This is a genomic window from uncultured Oscillibacter sp. (genome assembly GCF_900544955.1).
Taxonomy (GTDB): Bacteria; Bacillota; Clostridia; order Oscillospirales; family Oscillospiraceae; genus Oscillibacter.
Genome location: NZ_UQXD01000008.1, coordinates 1 through 19,463 on the forward strand (window position 1 = coordinate 1; position 19,463 = coordinate 19,463).

Below are 19,463 nucleotides of genomic sequence, written 5' to 3' on the forward strand. Positions count from 1 at the left end.
AGGAGGCGGCCCGCCGGTTTGCGGGGACTTCATGCGCTATGCGATGGCCTCGCTCCCCACGGTGTAGTCCCCCCAGGACCCGTCGGCGGACTGGAGGGCGGTGCAGTCGAGGAGGAAATAGGCCCCCAGGCCGCTGCGCCACTTCTCCGCGTCGAAGGTGACGGGGAGCAGGGAGTAGGAACCCTCCATGGGCTGCTCCGCGATGGAGAAGAGGCAGCCGTCCGCCCAGCTGTAGAACAGGGCGTCGGTGCCCTCCAGGGGCTCGCCGGTGATGTACCCCTGCTGCACCAGCTCCTCGTAGGTCCCCTGGATCGGGAGGGCGCCGTGGGCCTCGCCGAAGGCCCAGGCCACCGCCGCCCGCTCGCTCTCCGGGAGGCTGGTCTGGGACAGGTCCACTCCCACCTGGGTGACGTCCGCGTTCAGGCCCTCGTCCACCGCCCACAGGTCCGCCAGCACATCCAGGTACAGGCGGCACCGGTCGTCAAAGCCCCAGGAGAGGGCCGTCACGGAGGAGACATCCCCCAACTGGGCGGGGAAGGTCTCCTGGATGTTGCCGTTGTAGCCCACCTCCACCAGCGCCCCGTCCCGCAGGTCCTCCGATTCCCAGGCCAGGCGGTACACCCCGGGGCCGTCCAGCTCCGCCAGCAGGAGATGGCCCTCCGCCGCGCCGGAGACGATGCGGCAGACCGTTGACGCCTCGGACGGAGAAACCTCCCCGCCGGACGGGGGCGCTTCCGGCGGCGCGCCGCCGGGGGCGGGATCGCTGCCCGCCGCCCCGCAGGACGCCAGCAGGCAGAGACAGAGAGATACACTTAAGAATAGACACCATTTTTTCATAAAAACCGCCTCCTCTACCCGGTTAGTCGGCAGGGGAGGCGGTTTGGTTCCCTTTCAGGGCATTTTTTCCACCGGCGGAGAAGGGACAGGCGGTTGAAACCCGGCGGATTTTTTGCGGCGGGGACTTGACTTTTGGCGGAAATGGGGTATGATAAGCACAAGATTACAAATGCTAACTTTTGCTTAGAAGGAGGCGGTTCCATGACCCAGCGGGAGCGGCAGCTGCTGAACTGGATTGAGGAGAATCCCCTCATCTCCCAGCAGGAGCTGGCGGACAAGGCGGGCATCACCCGCTCCTCCGTGGCGGTGCACATCTCCAACCTGATGAAAAAGGGCTACATCACCGGCAAGGGCTACATTGTCCACACGGCGCCCTACGTCACCGTGGTGGGGGGCGTGAACATGGACATCGGCGGCCAGCCGGGGGAGGACCCGGTGCCCCGGGACTCCAACCCCGGCACGGTGCGGATGAGCCTGGGGGGCGTGGGGCGGAACATCGCCCACAACCTGGCGCTGCTGGGGGTGGACACCCGGCTGCTGACGGTGTTCGGGGACGATCTGAACGCCCAGAAGATCGCCGCCAGCTGCGGGGAACTGGGCATCGACATCTCCCAGTCCCCGGTGGTCCCCGGCGGGCGGACCTCCACCTACCTCTTCATCAACGACCGGCGGGGGGACATGGCCCTGGCGGTCAGCGACATGGACATCTACCGCCACCTGACGCCCCAGGTCCTGGCCCAGCGGCAGAAGCTGCTGGGGGCCAGCCAGGCGGTGGTGCTGGACACCAACATCCCCGAGGAGAGCATCCGGTACCTGGCGGAGAACTGCCCGGCCCCCCTCTTCGCCGACCCGGTGTCCACCGCCAAGGCGGGGAAGCTGCGGCCCGTGCTGGGCAGGCTCCACACCCTCAAGCCCAACCGCATGGAGGCGGAGCTGCTCTCCGGCGTCCCCATCACCGACGGGCAGAGCCTCCGCCGGGCGGCGCAGACCCTGCTGGACACGGGGCTGCGGCGGGTGTTCATCTCCCTGGGGGCGGAGGGCGTGTTCGCCGCGGACCACAGCGGGGAGGTCCACCTGCCGGTGCTGGAGGCGGAGATGGTGAACACCACCGGCTGCGGGGACGCCTTCATGGCCGCCATCGCCTGGGCCTATCTCCAGGGCACGGACCTCGCCGGCACCGCCCGGGCGGGGCTGGCGGCCAGCGCCGTCGCCATGGAGGGGCGGGAGACCATCAACCCCGCCATGAGCGCGGACATCCTGAAAACCCGGGCGGGCCTGGCCCTGTGAGGGCGGAGGCCCGTCGCCGGAACCATATCAAACAAGCGGAGGAAGACAGTATGGCTTTGCAGAACTATTTGGACGTTGCGCCGGAGGTGCGCCGGGCGCTGGAGGAGGGCCGCCCCGTGGTGGCGCTGGAATCCACCATCATCTCCCACGGCATGCCCTATCCCCAGAACGTGGAGACGGCCCTGAACGTGGAGCGGATCGTCCGGGAAAACGGCGCCGTGCCCGCCACCATCGCCGTCATCGGCGGGCGGCTGAAGGCGGGCCTCAGCCCCGAGGAGATCGACTACCTGGGCCGGACCGGCACCGCCGTGGCCAAGGCCAGCCGCCGGGACCTGGCGGTGCTGGCGGCCCGGGGGGCGGACGGCGCCACCACCGTCACCACCACCATGATGATCGCCCACATGGCGGGCATCTCCGTGTTCGCCACCGGCGGCATCGGCGGCGTCCACCGGGGGGCGGAGACCACCATGGACATCTCCGCCGACCTGGAGGAGCTGGCCCGCACCCCCGTCATGGTGGTGTGCGCCGGGGCCAAGTCCATCCTGGACCTGGGGCTGACCCTGGAGTATCTGGAGACCCACGGCGTGCCGGTCATCGGCTACGGCACGGAGGAGCTGCCCGCCTTCTACACCCGGAGCAGCGGCTTCCGGGTGGACTACCGCATGGACACCCCCCGGGAGCTGGCCAGGGCCTTCTTCGTCCAGCAGGACCTGGGCCTGGGCGGGGGTATGCTGGTGACCAACCCCATCCCGGAGGAATACTCCATGGATGCGGACGTCATCAGCCGGGCCATCGACGCGGCGGTGGCGGAGGCCGGGGCGCTGGGCATCCACGGCAAGGAGACCACCCCCTTCCTGCTGGCGAAAATCAAGGATTTGACCGGCGGGGACTCCCTTGCCAGCAACATCCAATTGGTGTACAACAATGCCCGCCTGGCGGCCCAGACCGCCGGGGAGCTGGCGGCCCTTGCCAAAGGCGGAACCATCTGATAAACTGGACTGGCCGGGGCGGACCCCGGCCAGTCTTTTTTGCGGGAGTGCATGACGATGAACGAAAAGACCCTGTATCTGCCGGAGGCCTCCGGGCCCACCGTGCTGTTTGCCGCGGTGGGCTCCCCCTGGGGGCTGCTGGCGGCGTGGCTGGCGCTGGTGAACCTGGCGGCGTTTCTGGTGTTCGGCCTGGACAAGTGGAAGGCCAAGCGGAAGGAGCGGCGGGAGCGCGTGCGGCGGGTGCCGGAGAAGACGCTGTTTCTGCTGGCGGCCCTGGGGGGCGGCGCGGGGGCGCTGCTGGGGATGCGGGTGTTCCATCACAAGACGCTGCACAGGAGCTTCCGCTATGGCATCCCGGCGATTTTGATCGGGGAGACGCTCCTGGGGCTGGGGCTGTACGTGTACTGGAATTTCATACGATAGGGAAAAAGGACCGCCGGAAGGCGGTCCTTTTTATGGGTATTTTATCCTCTTTTGAAAAATTTTGTTCACCGCATTTTCACCACTGTGCCACCATTTTTGTTATGGAACAAAAAAATCAGTACAATAGGGGAGAACATAGATGGTTTCAGGGTGGTGAACATATCGTGGATGACATTTTGAGATACACATTGCGCGTGAACCGCACGCTTTTTGCAAAATTTCGTTATATTGCAGAATCGGAGGGACGATCTGCAAATAAGGAAATTGAGCAGTTCATAAAACGGAGTGTTCGGAATTTTGAGGAAGAACACGGCAAAATTGTGTTGACCGATGATGAAGCCATCGCTTTTGGTCAGAATCGCATTAGGAGGATATAGCCATGCCGAAGGACGTCTTTCAACCCATGTACAAAAAAATGTACATCCACCTGTTCAACGCGCTGCTGGATGCCCAGGATGAGCTGGAGGGCCGCAATTACGGCCAGGCGGCGAGCACCCTGCGGGAGGCCCAGCTCTGGTGCGAGGACCAGTATATGAAATGGCCGGAGACGGACTGCATCCGGTTAGACGAGGACGAGGACGAAGACGAGGAGTAACGGGAAACTGTCCCCTTGACAGGGACAAATCCAGGTGATATGATCTAACGGAATGAAAAAAGGCATCGAAAAGGACACTGCCCGGGAAAGACACCAGAGAGAGGCCGCCTATGGCTGGAAGCGGCGTTTGCCCCCTCCCGGGACCAGTCACCGCCTTGGAGCCGCCCACCGATATGTAGGCTGGGACGGGACCTCCCGTTACAGAGGACACGAGCGGCGCCCGCAGGGGCGCAAGCAGGGTGGAACCGTGGAATACGCATGCCGTATCTCACCCCTGATACCGTCAGGGGTGGGATTTTTTTCTGCCCCTCAATACAAGGAGGAATCAACATGGCGGACGAAAACAACCAGTATACCTTTGAAAACGAGACCTACCGCAAGACCTATTGGCACACCTGCTCCCACGTCCTGGCCCAGGCCGTGAAGCGGCTGTGGCCGGAGGTGAAGCTGGCCATTGGCCCCTCCATCGACAACGGCTTCTACTACGACATGGACGCCCCCTTCGCCTTCACCCCGGAGCACATGGAGAAGATCGAGGCGGAGATGCGGAAGATCTGCAAGGAGAAGCTGAAGCTGGAGCGGTTCGAGCTGCCCCGGGCGGAGGCCGTCCGGTTCATGGAGGAGAGGGGCGAGCCCTACAAGGTGGAGCTGATTCGGGACCTGCCCGAGGACGCCCGCATCTCCTTCTACACCCAGGGGGAGTTCACCGACCTGTGCGCCGGCCCCCACCTGGACTCCACCGGCCGCATCAAGGGCAACGGCATCAAGCTCACCGCCTGCAACGCCGCCTACTGGCGGGGCGACTCCAACCGGGAGACCCTCCAGCGCATCTACGGCGTGGCCTTCCCCAAGAAGGAGGAGCTGGACGCCTATCTGGAGCGGCTGGAGGAGGCCAAGCGCCGGGACCACCGGAGACTGGGCAAGGAGCTGGGTCTGTTCACCCTGATGGAGGAGGGCCCCGGCTTCCCCTTCTTCCTGCCCAAGGGCATGGTGCTGCGCAATACCCTGCTGGACTACTGGCGCCAGGTCCACAAGAAGTACGGCTACGTGGAGATCGCCACCCCCATCATCCTCAACCAGGAGCTGTGGCACCGCAGCGGCCACTGGGACCACTATAAGGACAACATGTACACCACCGTCATCGACGGCGAGGACTACGCGGTGAAGCCCATGAACTGCCCCGGCGGCATGCTGGTGTACAAGACCGAGCCCCACTCCTACCGGGACCTGCCCCTGCGGATGGCGGAGCTGGGCCTGGTCCACCGCCACGAGCTCTCCGGCGCCCTCCACGGGCTGTTCCGGGTGCGCTGCTTCACCCAGGACGACGCCCACATCTTCATGACCTGGGACCAGATGGAGGCGGAGATTCAAAATGTGGTGCGGCTGTTTGACGAGGTGTACTCCGTCTTCGGCCTCAGCTATCAGATCGAGGTCTCCACCATGCCCGAGGACCACATCGGCGAGAAGGAGACCTGGGACTTCGCCACCGAGACCCTGAAGCGGGCCATTGAGCACATGGGCAAGACCTACGTCATCAACGAGGGCGACGGCGCCTTCTACGGCCCCAAGCTGGACTTCCACCTGGCGGACTCCCTGGGCCGGACCTGGCAGTGCGGCACCATCCAATTGGATATGCAGATGCCGGAGCGGTTCGACCTGGAGTACGTGGGCGAGGACGGGCAGAAGCACCGCCCCGTCATGATTCACCGGGTGGTGCTGGGCTCCATCGAGCGGTTCATCGGCGTCATCACCGAGCATTTCGCCGGCGCCTTCCCCGCCTGGCTGAACCCCGTCCAGGTGAAGGTGCTGCCCATCACGGACCGGGCCGCCGGTTACGCCAAGGAGACCGCCGCCCGCCTGGACGCCCTGGGCTTCCGGGTGGAGGTGGACTACCGCAACGAGAAGATCGGCAAGAAGATCCGGGAGGCCCAGCTGGAGAAGATTCCCTATATGCTGGTGATGGGCGACCGGGACGTGGAGAACCAGACCGTCTCCGTCCGGCACCGCTCCGGCGAGGACCTGGGCGCCATGGGGCTGGACGCCTTCGCCGCGCTGCTGCGGGCGGAAGTGGACGCCAAGGAGCGCAAATAAGAGCAAAGAGCCAAGCCGCCGGGGGATGCCCCGGCGGCTTTTTGCCCGGGAGTGGCCGCTGATGACGGACATTAGTCCTGCTTAAATAGACAAATGGATAACTAAATTTACGCAAAAAAACTGGAGGCTTATCCGAATTTGCAAATCCGGTGGCAGAAGCCATTGCATCCGGCAAATTCCGGGGAGTATACTATGTAGAACAAGGGAACGTATCATCCCGCGGAAAGAGGAGGATATCCTATGAGCAAGACATTTAAGAAGGTACTGGTGGCCAACCGGGGGGAGATCGCCATGCGCATCTTCCGGGCCTGCCACGATCTGGGGCTCCAGACCATCGCCATCTACTCCAACGAGGACATGTACAGCGCGTTCCGAACCGCTGCCGACGAATCCTATCTCATTGGTGAAAACGAGAGCCCCCTGGGGGCCTATCTGAACATTCCCCGCATCATCCAGCTGGCCCGCAAGCACGGCGCCGACGCCATCCACCCCGGCTACGGCTTCCTCAGCGAGAACGGGGACTTTGCCCGGGCCTGCGAGGAGGCGGGCATCCAGTTCATCGGCCCCAGCTCCCGGGTGCTGGACCTGATGGGCGACAAGCTCTCCGCCAAGCAGATGGCGGTGGAGTGCGGCGTGCCCACCACGCCGGGCACCACCGAGCCGCTGAAGAGCCGGGCGGAGGCCCAGCGCCTGGCCCAGGAATTCGGCTTCCCCGTGATTTTGAAGGCCGCCGCCGGCGGCGGCGGGCGGGGCATGCGCCGGTGCGACACCGTGGAGGAGGTGGGCGTCAACTTCGACCTGGTGAAGGCGGAGGCCAAGAAGGCCTTCGGCAACGACGACATCTTCATGGAGAAGTTCCTGGTGGAGCCCAAGCACATCGAGGTGCAGGTCCTGGGCGACGAGCAGGGGAATGTGGTCCACCTCTTCGAGCGGGACTGCTCCCTCCAGCGGCGGTATCAGAAGGTGGTGGAGTTCACCCCCGCCTTCTCCGTGGCCCAGGAGGTGCGCCAGGCGCTGTACGATGACGCGGTGAAGATCGCCAGGCAGGTGGGCTATGTGAACGCCGGCACCCTGGAGTTCCTGGTGGACCGGGAGGGGCACCACTACTTCATCGAGATGAACCCCCGCATCCAGGTGGAGCACACCGTCACGGAGATGGTGACGGGCGTGGACCTGGTGCGCTCCCAGATTCTCATTGCGGAGGGCCGCCCCCTCAGCGACCCGGACATCGGCATCACCAGCCAGGCGGACGTCCGGCTGAACGGCTACGCCATCCAGTGCCGCGTCACCACCGAGGACCCGGCCAACAATTTCGCCCCCGACACCGGCAAGATCACCGCCTACCGCTCCGCCGGCGGCTTCGGCATCCGGCTGGACGGCGGCAACGCCTACACCGGCGCCGTCATCTCCCCCTACTACGACTCGCTGCTGGTGAAAATCACCACCTGGGACAACACCTTCCCGGGGGTCTGCCGCAAGGCGGCCCGGGCCATCAACGAGGTCCACGTCCGGGGGGTCAAGACCAACATCGCCTTCATCACCAACATCCTGAAAAACCCTGTCTTCATGGCGGGGAACTGCCACACCAAGTTCATCGACGAGACCCCGGAGCTGTTCCAGCTGGACGAGAGCCAGGACCGGGCCACCAAGATGCTGAAATATATCGGCAACATCGTGGTGAAGGAGCGGGAGGGCCACAAGTTCTACGACGCGCCCCGCTTCCCCCCCGTCACCGGCCAGCGGCCCGACGGGCTCAAGCAGCTGCTGGACGCCAAGGGCCCCAAGGCCGTGGCGGACTGGGTGAAGGACCAGAAGAAGCTCCTCATCACCGACACCACCTGCCGGGACGCCCACCAGTCCCTCCTGGCCACCCGGGTCCGCACCCGGGACATCGTGAAGGGCATGGACGCCACCAGCGAGATTCTGGCGGACGCCTTCTCCCTGGAGTGCTGGGGCGGCGCCACCTTCGACGTGGCCTACCGCTTCCTCCACGAGTCCCCCTGGGAGCGGCTGGACCTGATCCGTCAGAAGGCCCCCAACCTCCTGCTGCAAATGCTCCTCCGGGGCGCCAACGCCGTGGGCTACACCAACTATCCGGACAACGTGATCCGGGAGTTCATCAAGGAGGCCGCCCGGTCCGGCATCGACGTGTTCCGGGTGTTCGACTCCCTGAACTGGCTGCCGGGCATGGAGGTGGCCATGGACGAGGTGCTCCAGCAGAACAAGATCTGCCAGGCCACCATTTGCTACACCGGCGACATCCTGGACCCCAAGCGGGACAAATACCCCCTGACGTACTATGTGAACCTGGCCAAGGAGCTGGAGCGCCGGGGCGCCCACATGCTGTGCATCAAGGACATGTCCGGCGTGCTGAAGCCCTACGCCGCCAAGAAGCTGGTGGCGGAGCTGAAGCAGGAGATCGGCATTCCCGTCCAGCTCCACACCCACGACACCTCCGGCAACCAGGTGGCCGCCTACCTGATGGCGGCGGAGGCCGGGGTGGACGTGGTGGACTGCGCCATCAGCTCCATGGCGGGCCTCACCAGCCAGCCCTCCCTCAACGCCGTGGCGGCGGCCCTCCAGGGCACGGAGCGGGACACCGGACTGGACCTCCAGCGCCTCCAGAGCCTGACGGACTACTGGGAGGACGTGCGCAAGCGCTACGACTCCTTCGAGGCGGGCATCCAGTGCTCCTCCACCGACATCTACCGCTATGAGATTCCCGGCGGCCAGTACACCAACCTCAAGCCCCAGGTGGAGTCCCTGGGCCTGGGCAGCCGCTTCCAGGAGGTGCGGGAGAACTACCGCAAGGTCAACGACATGCTGGGGGACATCGTGAAGGTGACGCCCTCCAGCAAGATGGTGGGGGATCTGGCCATCTTCATGACCCAGAACGGCCTGACGCCGGAGAACATCGTGGAGAAGGGGGAGAGCCTGGCCTTCCCGGATTCCGCCGTCAGCTACTTCTCCGGCATGATGGGCCAGCCCGCCGGCGGCTTCCCCAAGGACCTCCAGCGGGTGGTGCTGAAGGGCAAGACCCCTATCACCTGCCGCCCCGGCGAGCTGCTGGAGCCGGTGGACTTTGAGGAGATGAAGCGGAAGATGGCCGCCTTCGACCCGGACCCCTCCTGGCGGGCGGTGCTCAGCTACTGCCTGTACCCCAAGGTGGTGGAGGAGTTTGTGAAGAGCCGGAAGGAGTACGGCTATATCATGCGCCTGGGCAGCCACGTGTTCTTCCACGGCCTGGCGGTGGGGGAGACCAACAAGGTCAACATCGCCGACGGCAAGACCCTCGTCATCAAGTACCTGGGCCTGGGCGAGGTGGACAGCGAGGGCATGCGCACCGTCAGCTTTGAGCTCAACGGCATCCGCCGGGACGTGCAGGTGCCCGACGAGGCGGCCCAGAAGAACATTGTCAAGGTGCCCATGGCGGACCCGGAGGACAAGAGCCAGGTGGGCGCCTCCATCCCCGGCGCCGTCAGCAAGGTCAACGTGAAACCCGGCGACCGGGTGGAGAAGAACGACACCCTGGTGACCATCGAGGCCATGAAGATGGAGACCGCCGTCACCGCCCGGATGGGCGGCACCGTGGCCTCCGTGGAGGTCCGGGAGGGCGACACCGTGAAGGGCGGCCAGCTGCTGCTGACCATCCAGTAACCGGAAGAGGACCGGTTCCCCCGGCGTTATGGCCAAATCCGGGCCGGGACGCCGGGGGAAGTTTTATGCACAATACCGCCTCCCCGGCCCTCCGGGGCGCCTGAAGGGGGGAACCCCCGGGCAGAAATGCAAGCTGCGATTCAGGGACTTGCAGAAACCATCGGATACAGGAAAAATAATACTTGAAAAATGACGGGCAATCCTGTATGATATGCAAGTAAACTTTGATAGCCAAGCGGAAAAACAAGAGGAAAAGAGGATGTAACATCATGAAAAAGTATTTGTCTTTGCTGATGGCCGCCCTGATGATGGCCAGTGTGCTGGCCGGCTGCGGCGGCAGCAAGAAGAGTGAGCTGAAGTTCACCACCGGCGGCGACCAGGGCACCTATTACGGCTTTGGCAGCGTGCTGGCCGGGCAGATCAGCAACGCCACCGATACCACCGTCACCGCCATCACCTCCGGCGGCTCCCAGGCCAACATCGAGGCCATGGAGAGCGGCGACGCCCAGCTGGGCTTCGTCCAGTCCGACGTGATGAGCTACGCCTATGAGGGCACCAACCTCTTCGCCGAGAGCGGCAAGGTGGAGGGCTTCTCCACGGTGGCCGCGCTGTACATGGAGCAGGTGCAGATCGTGACCCTGGATCCCTCCATCCAGAGCGTGGCGGACCTGGCGGGGAAGACCGTCTCCGTGGGCGACGCCGGCTCCGGCGTGTTCTACAACGCCGTGGACGTGCTGGGCGCCTACGGCCTGGACGTGGAGAAGGACATCAACCCCGTGTATGAGTCCTTCGGCACCAGCGCCGAGAGCCTCCAGGACGGCAAGATCGACGCCGCCTTCGTGGTGGCCGGCGCTCCCACCACCGCCATCACCTCCCTGGCCGCCACCAAGGACGTGTACCTGGTGAGCCTGGACGACGCGCACATCGACGCCCTGATCGCCTCCTCCCCCTACTACAGCAAGTACGTCATCACCGCCGACACCTACGGCATGGCCGCCGACGCCACCACCGTGGCGGTGGGCGCCGTGGTCATCGCCCGGGACGACGTGTCCGAGGACGACGTGTACAACGTGGTCTCCGGCATCTTCGAGAACCTGGAGACCATCACCAACTCCCACGCCAAGGGCGCCGAGCTGAGCCTGGACTTTGCCGCCAGCGTGAAGTCCGTGCCCTACCATCCCGGCGCGGCCAAGTACTTCTCTGAGAAGGGCCTGGAAGTCCCCGCGAAGTAACCGGCACCAAGACGAGCCACAGACTGCGGCGGGCGGAGCCCGCCGCAGTCTCAAACCGTTTTGCGGGGCGGATGCGTCCCCCTGCCGCCGGCTGGGGAGGCATGCACGCCGCAGAAAAACTACGGAGTAAGGGAGAGAGAAAACGCACATGAGCTTTTGGAAAAAAAGCCTGAAGCCGGAGGCGGCGGAGGATACCGGCGTCGGCACGGCGGCGGACGTGGAAGCCGTCATGAAAAAATACGACCGGGAGTCCAACACCCGCATCTGGGAGGGCACGCCCAAAACCGTGATCCGGGTCCTGATGGCCCTGTTCTCGGTCTACTGCATCGTCATCACCCTTACCTTCCGGGGCATGAAGGAGATCACCCTCACCGCCTTTTTGGCGCTGATCCTGGTGATCGGCTACCTGACCTACCCCGCCCGGAAGAACACCACCCGGGTGAACTACATGCCCTGGTACGACATCGCCATCATGGTCCTGGGCGCCGGATCTTTGCTGTTCTACACCTTCAACGCCAAGTCCATCGTGGACCAGGCCACCAAGATCACCGACAATCTGCTGATGGTGGCCATGGCGGTGATGGCCATTCTGGCGCTGATGGAGCTGTGCCGCCGCAGCGTGGGGCTGCCCATCCTGGTGGTGGTGGGGCTGCTGCTGGTCTACACCTTCTACACCACCCGCTTCGGCAAGGTCATCTACGACCTCTACTACGCCAAGACCGGCATCATGAACACCCCCATCGACGTGTGCGCCAAGTACATCGTGGTGTTCATCATCTTCGGCGCCTTCCTGGAGCGGACCGGTATCTCCAACTTCTTCATCAACCTGGCCAACTCCCTGGCCGGCGCCTCCGCCGGCGGCCCCGCCAAGGTGGCGGTCATCTCCTCCGCCCTGTGCGGCATGGTGTCCGGCTCCTCCGTGGGCAACACCGTCACCACCGGCTCCGTCACCATCCCCATGATGAAGCGGACCGGGTACAAGGGCGAGTTCGCCGGCGCCGTGGAGGCCGCCGCCTCCACCGGCGGCCAGATCATGCCCCCCATCATGGGCGCCGCCGCCTTCCTGATGGCGGAGTACATGGGTATCAGCTACGCCCAGGTGGCCCTCACGGCCATTCTGCCCGCCGTGCTGTACTTCACCGGCATCTACATCGCCGTCCACCTGGAGGCCCGGAAGCTGGGCCTGCGGGGCATCCCCCGGGAGGAGCTGCCCCAGTTCCGCCACCTGGTGAAGAAGATCTACCTGCTGCTGCCGCTGGTGGTGCTGGTGGTGCTGGTGTCCACCAGCACCCGCTCCATGGCCTACTCCGCCGCCATCGCCATTCTGGTGACCATCATCGTGGGTCTCTTGAACGGCCTGTTCTACAAGGAGGAGAAGCTGACCTTCGGCAAGTTTGTGGACGCGCTGGAGGCCGGCAGCAAGGGTGCCATCACCGTGGCCGTGGCCTGCGCCATGGCGGGCATTGTGGCCGGGTGCATCACCTCCACCGGCCTGGCCTCCAAGCTCATCACCGCCATTGTCTCCGTCTCCGGCGGACAGAAGATGATCGCCCTGGTGCTGACCATGCTGTGCTGCATCGTGCTGGGCATGGGTGTGCCCACCACCGCCAATTACTGCATCATGGCCGCCACCTGCGCCCCCATCCTGACCAACGAGGCCATCGGCATCCCCATCATGGCGGCCCACTTCTTCGTGTTCTACTTCGGCATCGTGGCGGACATTACCCCGCCGGTGGCCCTGGCGGCCTACGCCGGCAGTGCCATCGCCAAGGCGCCGCCTATGAAAACGGCCTTTAACGCCACAAAGCTGGCCATCGCGGCCTTCATCGTGCCCTACATCTTCGCCCTGAACCCCGCCATGCTGCTGGTGAACACCCAGTGGTTCGAGGTGGTGCAGATCGTCATCAGCGCCCTTATCGGCCTCTTCGGCGTGGCGGCGGCACTCAACGGCTTCCTGTACTGCAAGATCAATCCCATCTTCCGGCTGCTGCTGGCCGCCGGCGGCCTGGGGATGATGATCCCCGGCGTCTGGAGCGATGTGACGGGCCTGGTTGTGGTGGGCGGCATCGTCCTCTTCCAGCGCGCCGCCGCCCGGCGCCGCGCCCAGGCGGACTGACCGCGCCCTCTGCCGCTCCCCCCTTCGGGGAGCGGCATTTTTTTCACCTGGACGCATCTTCCAGGAACCATTTGCCGTTCTGAGCCGTCTATATAGTAAATGTGCAGCCCCTGCATCCGAATCGCCGGAATTTGTAATCATTTTGTTGTTGCTTTGCGCGGATGGCTGTACTAGCATAGTTCATACAGTTTACATATGGGATAACCGAGAAGAAGGAGAAGCAATCATGTCTGAAGTCATGGAACACGAGGGCCTGGCCGGTGAGCAGGCGGAGGCCGCGGCGCCTGAGGCGGCCCCTGAGAAGCCGTCTCTGGGCGCAAAATGGAAGGCCATGCCCCGGAAGAAGCGGCGGAAGATCATCCGCTGGACCATTCTCTTGCTGGTGGTGCTGGCGGCGGTTGTCATTCTCGCCAAGCTTCTGGGGGGCAAGGGGGAGGCCCAGGCCCAGGTGGTGACGGATATCGTCCAGTACGGGTCCATCACCTCCACCGTGGAGGGCAGCGGCCTCACCAAGTCCAAGAACAGCGAGACCATCACCCTCACCACCTCCGGCACCGTCCTGGACGTGCTGGTGGCGGAGGGGCAGCAGGTCACCGCCGGCACGCCCCTGTTCGTCATCGAGTCCGAGGCGGCCCGCACCGCCGTGGACAAGGCCCGCAAGGACGTGGAGGGCTATGAAAAGCAGCTCAACACCCTGTACAAGGACATTGCCGGGCTGAACCTGGCGGCGGGGTATCCCGGCAAGCTGATGGAGTGCGTCACCCTGAACCCGGGGGACACCATCTCCAAGGACCAGAAGGTGGCCACCCTGGCGGACGACACCCGGCTGCGGCTGGAGCAGTATTACAGCTACGCCTACGCCGGGGACCTGAAGGCGGGTCAGACCGTCAACGTCTCCGTTCCCGCCCTGATGACCTCCATCCCCGGCACGGTGGAGGCGGTCCATATGGTCAGCCGCATCACCCCGGAGGGGTCCAAGCTCTTCTCCGCCGACATTCTCATCAAGAACGACGGGGCCCTCACCGCGGAGATGATGGCCTCCGCCACCGTCACCGTCAACGGCGAGACCGTCTATCCCTATGAGCCGGGCAAGCTGGAGTACTACCGCACCGGCGATTTGAAGTCCACCGTCAACGGCACCGTCATCTCCAGCGACCTGGTGGACTACCTCCAGGTGTCCCAGGGCCAGGTGCTGGTCCGCATCGACGGCGAGGACAGCGAGAGCGAGATTTTCACCGTGGAGCAGAGCCTGGAGGATGCCCGCAAGACCCTGGAGACCGCCCAGAAGAACCTGGACAACTGCAACGCCGTGGCCCCCATCGACGGCACGGTGATCGGGCTGATGCTCCAGCAGGGCCAGGAGGTGGAGGCCAACACCGCCGTCATCACCATTGCGGACACCTCCACCATCACCGTGGACGCCACGGTGGACGAGCGGAACGTCAGCTATGTGAAGGCGGGCATGATGGTCAGCATCGACCAGTGGGGCAACTCCTTCATGGGCACGGTGGAGTCCGTCAGCCTGAACTCCAAGGCGGAAAACGGCGTGGCCAGCTATCCCATGGTCATCACGGTGGACAACAGCGACGGCACGATGATGACCGGCAGCTACGTGAACTACACCCTGACCGCCAGCGAGAACGACAATTGCCTGGTGCTTCCCATCCAGAGCGTGAAATCCGTGCCTCTGGAGGACGGTACCTCCGCCAGCGTGGTCTTTGTGAAGGCGGACGCCCGGCCGGACAACGCCGTGGACCTGGCCGTGCCGGTGGACGGCGTGCCGGAGAAGGGCTTCTGGCCGGTGGTTGTGGAGATCGGCATCTCCGACGACTACAATGTGGAGATCAAGACCGGGGTGGAAGAGGGTATGGAGGTCTTCACCACCGCCCAGACCACCGTCAATTGGTAAGGGGACGCCATGCTGATACAGATCAAGGACGTCTATAAAATTTACGGCGAGGGACTGGAGAGCGAGGTCCGGGCGCTGGACGGCGTGAGCCTGTCCATCGACCGGGGGGAGTTCGTGGCCATTGTGGGCCAGTCCGGCTCCGGCAAGTCCACCATGATGAACGTGCTGGGCTGCCTGGACATCCCCACCCGGGGGGACTACTTCCTGGACGGCACCGACGTCCGGGAGCTCAGCGACAAGGAGCTCTCCCACATCCGCAACAAGCAGATCGGCTTCATCTTTCAGCAGTACAACCTGATCCAGTCCCTGACGGTTCTGGAGAATGTGGAGCTGCCCCTGATCTACCAGGGCATCGGCGCCGACGACCGCCGCGACATGGCCCTGGACGCGCTGGAGCGGGTGGGGCTGGCGGGCCGCACGAAGCACCGGCCTCCGGAGATGTCCGGCGGCCAGCAGCAGCGGGTGGCCATCGCCCGGGCCATCGCCACCAAGCCCCCCATCATCATGGCCGACGAGCCCACCGGCGCGCTGGACTCCCACACCGGCCACGAGGTGCTGCAATTTTTGCAGCAGCTCAACAAGGAGGGCAGCACCGTCATCCTCATCACCCACGACAACGGCATCGCCGCCACCGCCCGCCGGTGCGTCCGGCTGCAGGACGGGAAGATCGTCCAGGACCAGGAACAGGAGGTGGACTGGCTGTGAATATCCGGCAGGCCATGAAAATGGCGTGGAAATCCATTCTGGGCAAAAAGGGCCGGTCCTTCCTCACGATGCTGGGCATCATCATCGGCATCGCCTCCGTCATGACCATCGTCTCGGTGGTCAACGGGCAGAACCAGCAGTCTTTGAAGCAGTTTGAGGCCATGGGCACCAACCGGATCGACGTCTCGCTGTACATGTTCGACGGGCGGGACAGCTTTCAGGACCTCTACAACTACTGCAACGGGCTGGGAAGGGACCTGGTGCTGGGCGTGACGCCCTCGGGCTACGCCAACGCCACCGTGGTGTACGGCACCAAGAGCAGCAAGGCCATGGAGAAAAACCAGGAGATGCTCTGGAACAGCAGCGACGGCACGGTGCGCACCGACCTGGAGCTGCCGCCCGACCTGTACTACGGCAGCGACCAGTACGCCGTCTGCAACAACTTCCAATTGGAGCGGGGACGGGACCTGAGCTTCCTGGACATCCAGAAGTACAACCAGGTCTGTGTGCTGGGCGCCCGGGCCGCCCGGAACTTCTTCGGCTACGCGGACCCGGTGGGCCAGGATCTGCTGGTAAACGGCTATCCCTACAAGGTGGTGGGCACGTACGCTGAGAAGGACCCGGACAGCCCCTATTCCCAGGACAATCTGATCGTGTTCCCCTATACCGCCAGCCGCCTGCTGAGCCCCGGAAACACCATCAGCGAATTCGTGGTGAAGGCCGCGTCCAGCGAGGCCACGGATGAGGCGGTCTCCCGCCTCAACAGCTTCCTCACCGGCCTGACCAACAACCAGGAGCGGGGCTGGGGCAATGCGTACAGCAACAACCAGTGGCAGAACTCCATCAACGAGCAGTCCGCCATGATGAGCATGGTCCTGGGCGGCATCGCCGCCATCAGCCTGCTGGTGGGCGGCATCGGCATCATGAACATCATGCTGGTGACCGTCACGGAGCGGACCCGGGAGATCGGCATCCGCCGGGCCATCGGCGCCGAGCGGAGCTCCATCGTCACCCAGTTCCTCATTGAGGCGGCCATGCTCTGCGGCATCGGCGGCATCATCGGCATCGCCGTGGGCACCGTGGTCACGCGGCTGGCGGGCCTGCTGCTGGTACATATGGATATCTGGCCATCCGCCGCCATCACGGCGGGCGCGTTTTTGCTGTCGGTGGTGCTGGGCATCGTGTTCGGCATCTACCCCGCGGCCAAGGCGTCCAAGCTCCAGCCTGTGGAAGCGCTGCGGGCGGATTGAGAAGGAGAAGAGTGTATGAGAAAACGGATGTTAACCTGGCTGACGGCGGTGTGCATGGCGGTTGCCATGCTGCCGCTGCCGGCGCTTGCCGCTGAGACGGTGACGTTTGCCGACGTCTCCGACCGGACCACCGCCACGGCGGTGGAGACGCTGCGGCTGATGGGCGTGGTGGACGGCTACGGCGACGGCAGCTTCCGCCCCGACGCGGTGCTGAACCGGGCCCAGTTCTGCAAAATGGCGGTGTACGCCATGGCGGGGGAGAACGAGCTGGGGCTCTACCGCACCGTCACCGTCTTCCCGGACGTGAAGCCCTCCCACTGGGCGGCGGGCTATATCAACATGGCCGCCAAGGGCAAGGGCATCATCGCCGGCTACCCCGACGGCAACTTCCATCCGGACCGGACCGTGACGGTGGGCCAAGCCGTCACGATTCTGCTGCGCCTGCTGGAGTACAAGGATGAGAACGTGGGCGGCGTGTGGCCGGACAGCTACATGGCCGTGGGCGCCACCGCCGGCCTCACCGACGGGGTGGGCACCAACGGCAACGTCCCCCTGACCCGGGGCGCCGCGGCCCGGCTGTTTTTGAACCTGCTCCGGGCGGATAAGCGGGAGGGCGGCAGCTACCTGGCCACCCTGGGCACGCCCATGGCCAACACCATGCTGGTCTCCGCCACCGCCACCGGCAGCGACGGGCGGAACAACGCCCTTCAGACGGCGGACGGCAGCGTGTACCAGCTGGCCTCCGGCAAGACCTCCAACGGCATGCTCAACGGCAGCCGGGGCACCCTGGTGGTGAACGGGGACGGCAAGGCCGTGACCTTTGTGCCGGACGCCGTGGAGGCCACCCGGACGGTGACGCTGGCCTCCAGCACCGCCACCCAGATCACCGACAGCAACGGCGTGAAGTACACCGTCAAGAGCGGCACCAAGACCTTCTACAACGGCGAGGAGACCACCTGGGGCAGCGCCGCCAGCTGGGTCCACGCCGGGACCATGGTGACGCTGTATCTGGACGGCGCCGGCAGCGTGGACTATGTGTTCATCGGCGGCGGCGGAGACGCCTCTGCGGCGGTGGTGGTCTATGAGGACTACTCCGGCGCGGGCTTCGACAGCCTCACCAGCGGCGCGGGGAACTATGCCATCTACAAAAACGGCGCCCCCGCCACCCTGGGCGATCTGCGCAAGTACGACGTGGCCGTGTACTCCGCCTCCACCAACTCCATCCGGGTCTGCGACACCCGGGTGACGGTGTACTACGAGAAGTGCTACCCCAACCCCAAGGAGCCGGAGACCATCACCGCCATGGGCCGGGAGTTTGACGTCCTGCCCACGGCCAAGGACAGCCTCTCCAACTTCAAGCCCGGCGACCAGATGACCCTCCTCCTGACGGACGGCGGCCAGGTGGCCGGGGCCGTGGAGGCCAGCGGCAGCGCCGCCCGGGGCAACGCGGTGGGCATCGTGTCCGACAGCGGCACCGTGCAGATGCTGTGCGGCACCGCCAAAATTGAACTCTCCGCCACCAACGCCTCCAGCTTCAAGGGGCAGGTGGTGCGGATCACTGCCGGCAAGAACGGCGTGGTCCTCTCCCGCCTCACCGGCGGCCCCAGCGGCGACCTGAACGTGACCGCCCGGAAGCTGGGCAGCATCGCCCTCAGCGGCGGCGTGATGGTCTTCCGCGGCGGCGAGGACGTGGCGCTGTCCCAGTTGAGCAGCGGCATCATCCCCTCCACGCAGATCACCTACGCCCGGACCAACTGGGCCGGAGAGGTGGACCTGATCGTGCTCAGCGGCAGCCTCAAGAGCGACACCTTGTACTTCGGCCGGGTGGTCATTACGGAGAACACCTGGTCCTGGAAGTCGGGCTGCGGCCCCTACGCCGACCATGTGGAGGGCAAGAACGGTTACAAGGACAAGGACGGCAACTGGGTCTGGAACGACGACGCAGGCGAGAACGAGCGGAAAGAGGACGGCGTGAACGGCTCCTATAAGCGGGGCATTGCCGTGGAGTACGGCAACGGCATGCGCTCTCCCTCCATCGCCACCGATTCCCTGGTCTCCTCCGGCGACTATGTGGGCATGGAGCTCAAGAACGATTTGCTGGTGAGCCTGGATAAGCTGACGCGGATGCAGAACGTCTCCAACAGCGCCTGGAACGGCCAGGGCCTGGTCACCATCGGCGGCCGGGGCTACACGGTGAGCGACGACGTGCCCTGCTACAACGCGGACTCCGGCACCTGGATCACCCTCAGCGAGGCCCATGCCTACGCGGATACGGCGGATGTCTATGTGTCCGACGGCGTGGTGCGGGTCATTGAGGTGAAGCACTGAGCCAAAGCGGCAAAAAAAGATTCGGACTTTCGTCCGAATCTTTT

At 64.7% G+C, this 19,463-nt stretch carries 14 protein-coding genes; 13 read left to right on the top strand and 1 reads right to left on the bottom strand.

The features are described 5' to 3' along the window. Window positions 1-36 precede the first annotated feature (36 nt). Window positions 37-837 (bottom strand): hypothetical protein, encoded by an 801-nt coding sequence (locus tag QZS21_RS03235; protein WP_295580229.1) that lies wholly within the window; start codon window positions 835-837, stop codon window positions 37-39. Window positions 838-1,038: 201 nt separating this feature from the next. Between QZS21_RS03235 and QZS21_RS03240 the strand changes: the two genes are divergently transcribed. The 13 genes from QZS21_RS03240 (at window position 1,039) to QZS21_RS03300 (ending at window position 19,419) form a co-directional block, all read left to right on the top strand. Beyond that, window positions 1,039-2,124, top strand: a complete 1,086-nt coding sequence (locus tag QZS21_RS03240) for a PfkB family carbohydrate kinase (protein ID WP_295580230.1) — start codon at window positions 1,039-1,041, stop codon at window positions 2,122-2,124. 50 nt (window positions 2,125-2,174) lie between these two features. Then, complete coding sequence (locus tag QZS21_RS03245; RefSeq protein WP_295580232.1) at window positions 2,175-3,113, top strand: pseudouridine-5'-phosphate glycosidase; 939 nt, start codon at window positions 2,175-2,177, stop codon at window positions 3,111-3,113. Window positions 3,114-3,170: 57 nt separating this feature from the next. Next, entirely contained in the window at window positions 3,171-3,536 is a 366-nt protein-coding gene (locus QZS21_RS03250; RefSeq protein WP_295580234.1) for a DUF1294 domain-containing protein, read from the top strand. Between the two features lie 32 nt (window positions 3,537-3,568). Further along, entirely contained in the window at window positions 3,569-3,913 is a 345-nt protein-coding gene (locus QZS21_RS03255) for a hypothetical protein (protein WP_295580236.1), read from the top strand. Between the two features lie 2 nt (window positions 3,914-3,915). Further along, window positions 3,916-4,131, top strand: coding sequence for a hypothetical protein (locus QZS21_RS03260; RefSeq protein WP_295580238.1), 216 nt, complete (start codon window positions 3,916-3,918; stop codon window positions 4,129-4,131). Window positions 4,132-4,461: 330 nt separating this feature from the next. After that, on the top strand, window positions 4,462-6,222 hold the full coding sequence (gene thrS / locus QZS21_RS03265; RefSeq protein ID WP_295580240.1) for a threonine--tRNA ligase: 1,761 nt from the start codon (window positions 4,462-4,464) through the stop codon (window positions 6,220-6,222). Window positions 6,223-6,462: 240 nt separating this feature from the next. Beyond that, window positions 6,463-9,879: a pyruvate carboxylase gene (locus QZS21_RS03270; protein ID WP_295580242.1), complete on the top strand. Its 3,417-nt coding sequence runs from the start codon at window positions 6,463-6,465 to the stop codon at window positions 9,877-9,879. Between the two features lie 269 nt (window positions 9,880-10,148). Beyond that, window positions 10,149-11,111: a TAXI family TRAP transporter solute-binding subunit gene (locus tag QZS21_RS03275; RefSeq protein ID WP_295580244.1), complete on the top strand. Its 963-nt coding sequence runs from the start codon at window positions 10,149-10,151 to the stop codon at window positions 11,109-11,111. Between the two features lie 148 nt (window positions 11,112-11,259). Further along, on the top strand, window positions 11,260-13,227 hold the full coding sequence (locus tag QZS21_RS03280) for a TRAP transporter permease (protein ID WP_295580246.1): 1,968 nt from the start codon (window positions 11,260-11,262) through the stop codon (window positions 13,225-13,227). A 226-nt stretch (window positions 13,228-13,453) separates the two neighbouring features. After that, complete coding sequence (locus tag QZS21_RS03285; RefSeq protein WP_295580248.1) at window positions 13,454-15,136, top strand: HlyD family efflux transporter periplasmic adaptor subunit; 1,683 nt, start codon at window positions 13,454-13,456, stop codon at window positions 15,134-15,136. A gap of 9 nt (window positions 15,137-15,145) precedes the next feature. Further along, window positions 15,146-15,841 carry an ABC transporter ATP-binding protein gene (locus QZS21_RS03290; protein ID WP_295580252.1) on the top strand — a complete coding sequence of 232 codons (696 nt, stop codon included), beginning with the start codon at window positions 15,146-15,148 and terminating at the stop codon, window positions 15,839-15,841. Beyond that, a complete protein-coding gene (locus tag QZS21_RS03295) occupies window positions 15,838-17,091 on the top strand; it encodes an ABC transporter permease (protein WP_295580257.1) in 1,254 nt (417 codons plus the stop codon). The genes QZS21_RS03290 and QZS21_RS03295 overlap by 4 nt, the downstream gene beginning before the upstream one ends. A 15-nt stretch (window positions 17,092-17,106) precedes the next feature. Next, window positions 17,107-19,419 (top strand): S-layer homology domain-containing protein, encoded by a 2,313-nt coding sequence (locus tag QZS21_RS03300; protein ID WP_295580262.1) that lies wholly within the window; start codon window positions 17,107-17,109, stop codon window positions 19,417-19,419. Window positions 19,420-19,463: the final 44 nt, after the last annotated feature.

Excerpts from the sequence above, each read along its gene's own strand:
- QZS21_RS03235 (WP_295580229.1), bottom strand. The coding sequence starts at position 837 with ATGAAAAAATGGTGTCTATTCTTAAGTGTATCTCTCTGTCTCTGCCTG.
- QZS21_RS03240 (WP_295580230.1), top strand. The coding sequence starts at position 1,039 with ATGACCCAGCGGGAGCGGCAGCTGCTGAACTGGATTGAGGAGAATCCC.
- QZS21_RS03245 (WP_295580232.1), top strand. The coding sequence starts at position 2,175 with ATGGCTTTGCAGAACTATTTGGACGTTGCGCCGGAGGTGCGCCGGGCG.
- QZS21_RS03250 (WP_295580234.1), top strand. The coding sequence starts at position 3,171 with ATGAACGAAAAGACCCTGTATCTGCCGGAGGCCTCCGGGCCCACCGTG.
- QZS21_RS03255 (WP_295580236.1), top strand. The coding sequence starts at position 3,569 with ATGGGTATTTTATCCTCTTTTGAAAAATTTTGTTCACCGCATTTTCAC.
- QZS21_RS03260 (WP_295580238.1), top strand. The coding sequence starts at position 3,916 with ATGCCGAAGGACGTCTTTCAACCCATGTACAAAAAAATGTACATCCAC.
- thrS (WP_295580240.1), top strand. The coding sequence starts at position 4,462 with ATGGCGGACGAAAACAACCAGTATACCTTTGAAAACGAGACCTACCGC.
- QZS21_RS03270 (WP_295580242.1), top strand. The coding sequence starts at position 6,463 with ATGAGCAAGACATTTAAGAAGGTACTGGTGGCCAACCGGGGGGAGATC.
- QZS21_RS03275 (WP_295580244.1), top strand. The coding sequence starts at position 10,149 with ATGAAAAAGTATTTGTCTTTGCTGATGGCCGCCCTGATGATGGCCAGT.
- QZS21_RS03280 (WP_295580246.1), top strand. The coding sequence starts at position 11,260 with ATGAGCTTTTGGAAAAAAAGCCTGAAGCCGGAGGCGGCGGAGGATACC.
- QZS21_RS03285 (WP_295580248.1), top strand. The coding sequence starts at position 13,454 with ATGTCTGAAGTCATGGAACACGAGGGCCTGGCCGGTGAGCAGGCGGAG.
- QZS21_RS03290 (WP_295580252.1), top strand. The coding sequence starts at position 15,146 with ATGCTGATACAGATCAAGGACGTCTATAAAATTTACGGCGAGGGACTG.
- QZS21_RS03300 (WP_295580262.1), top strand. The coding sequence starts at position 17,107 with ATGAGAAAACGGATGTTAACCTGGCTGACGGCGGTGTGCATGGCGGTT.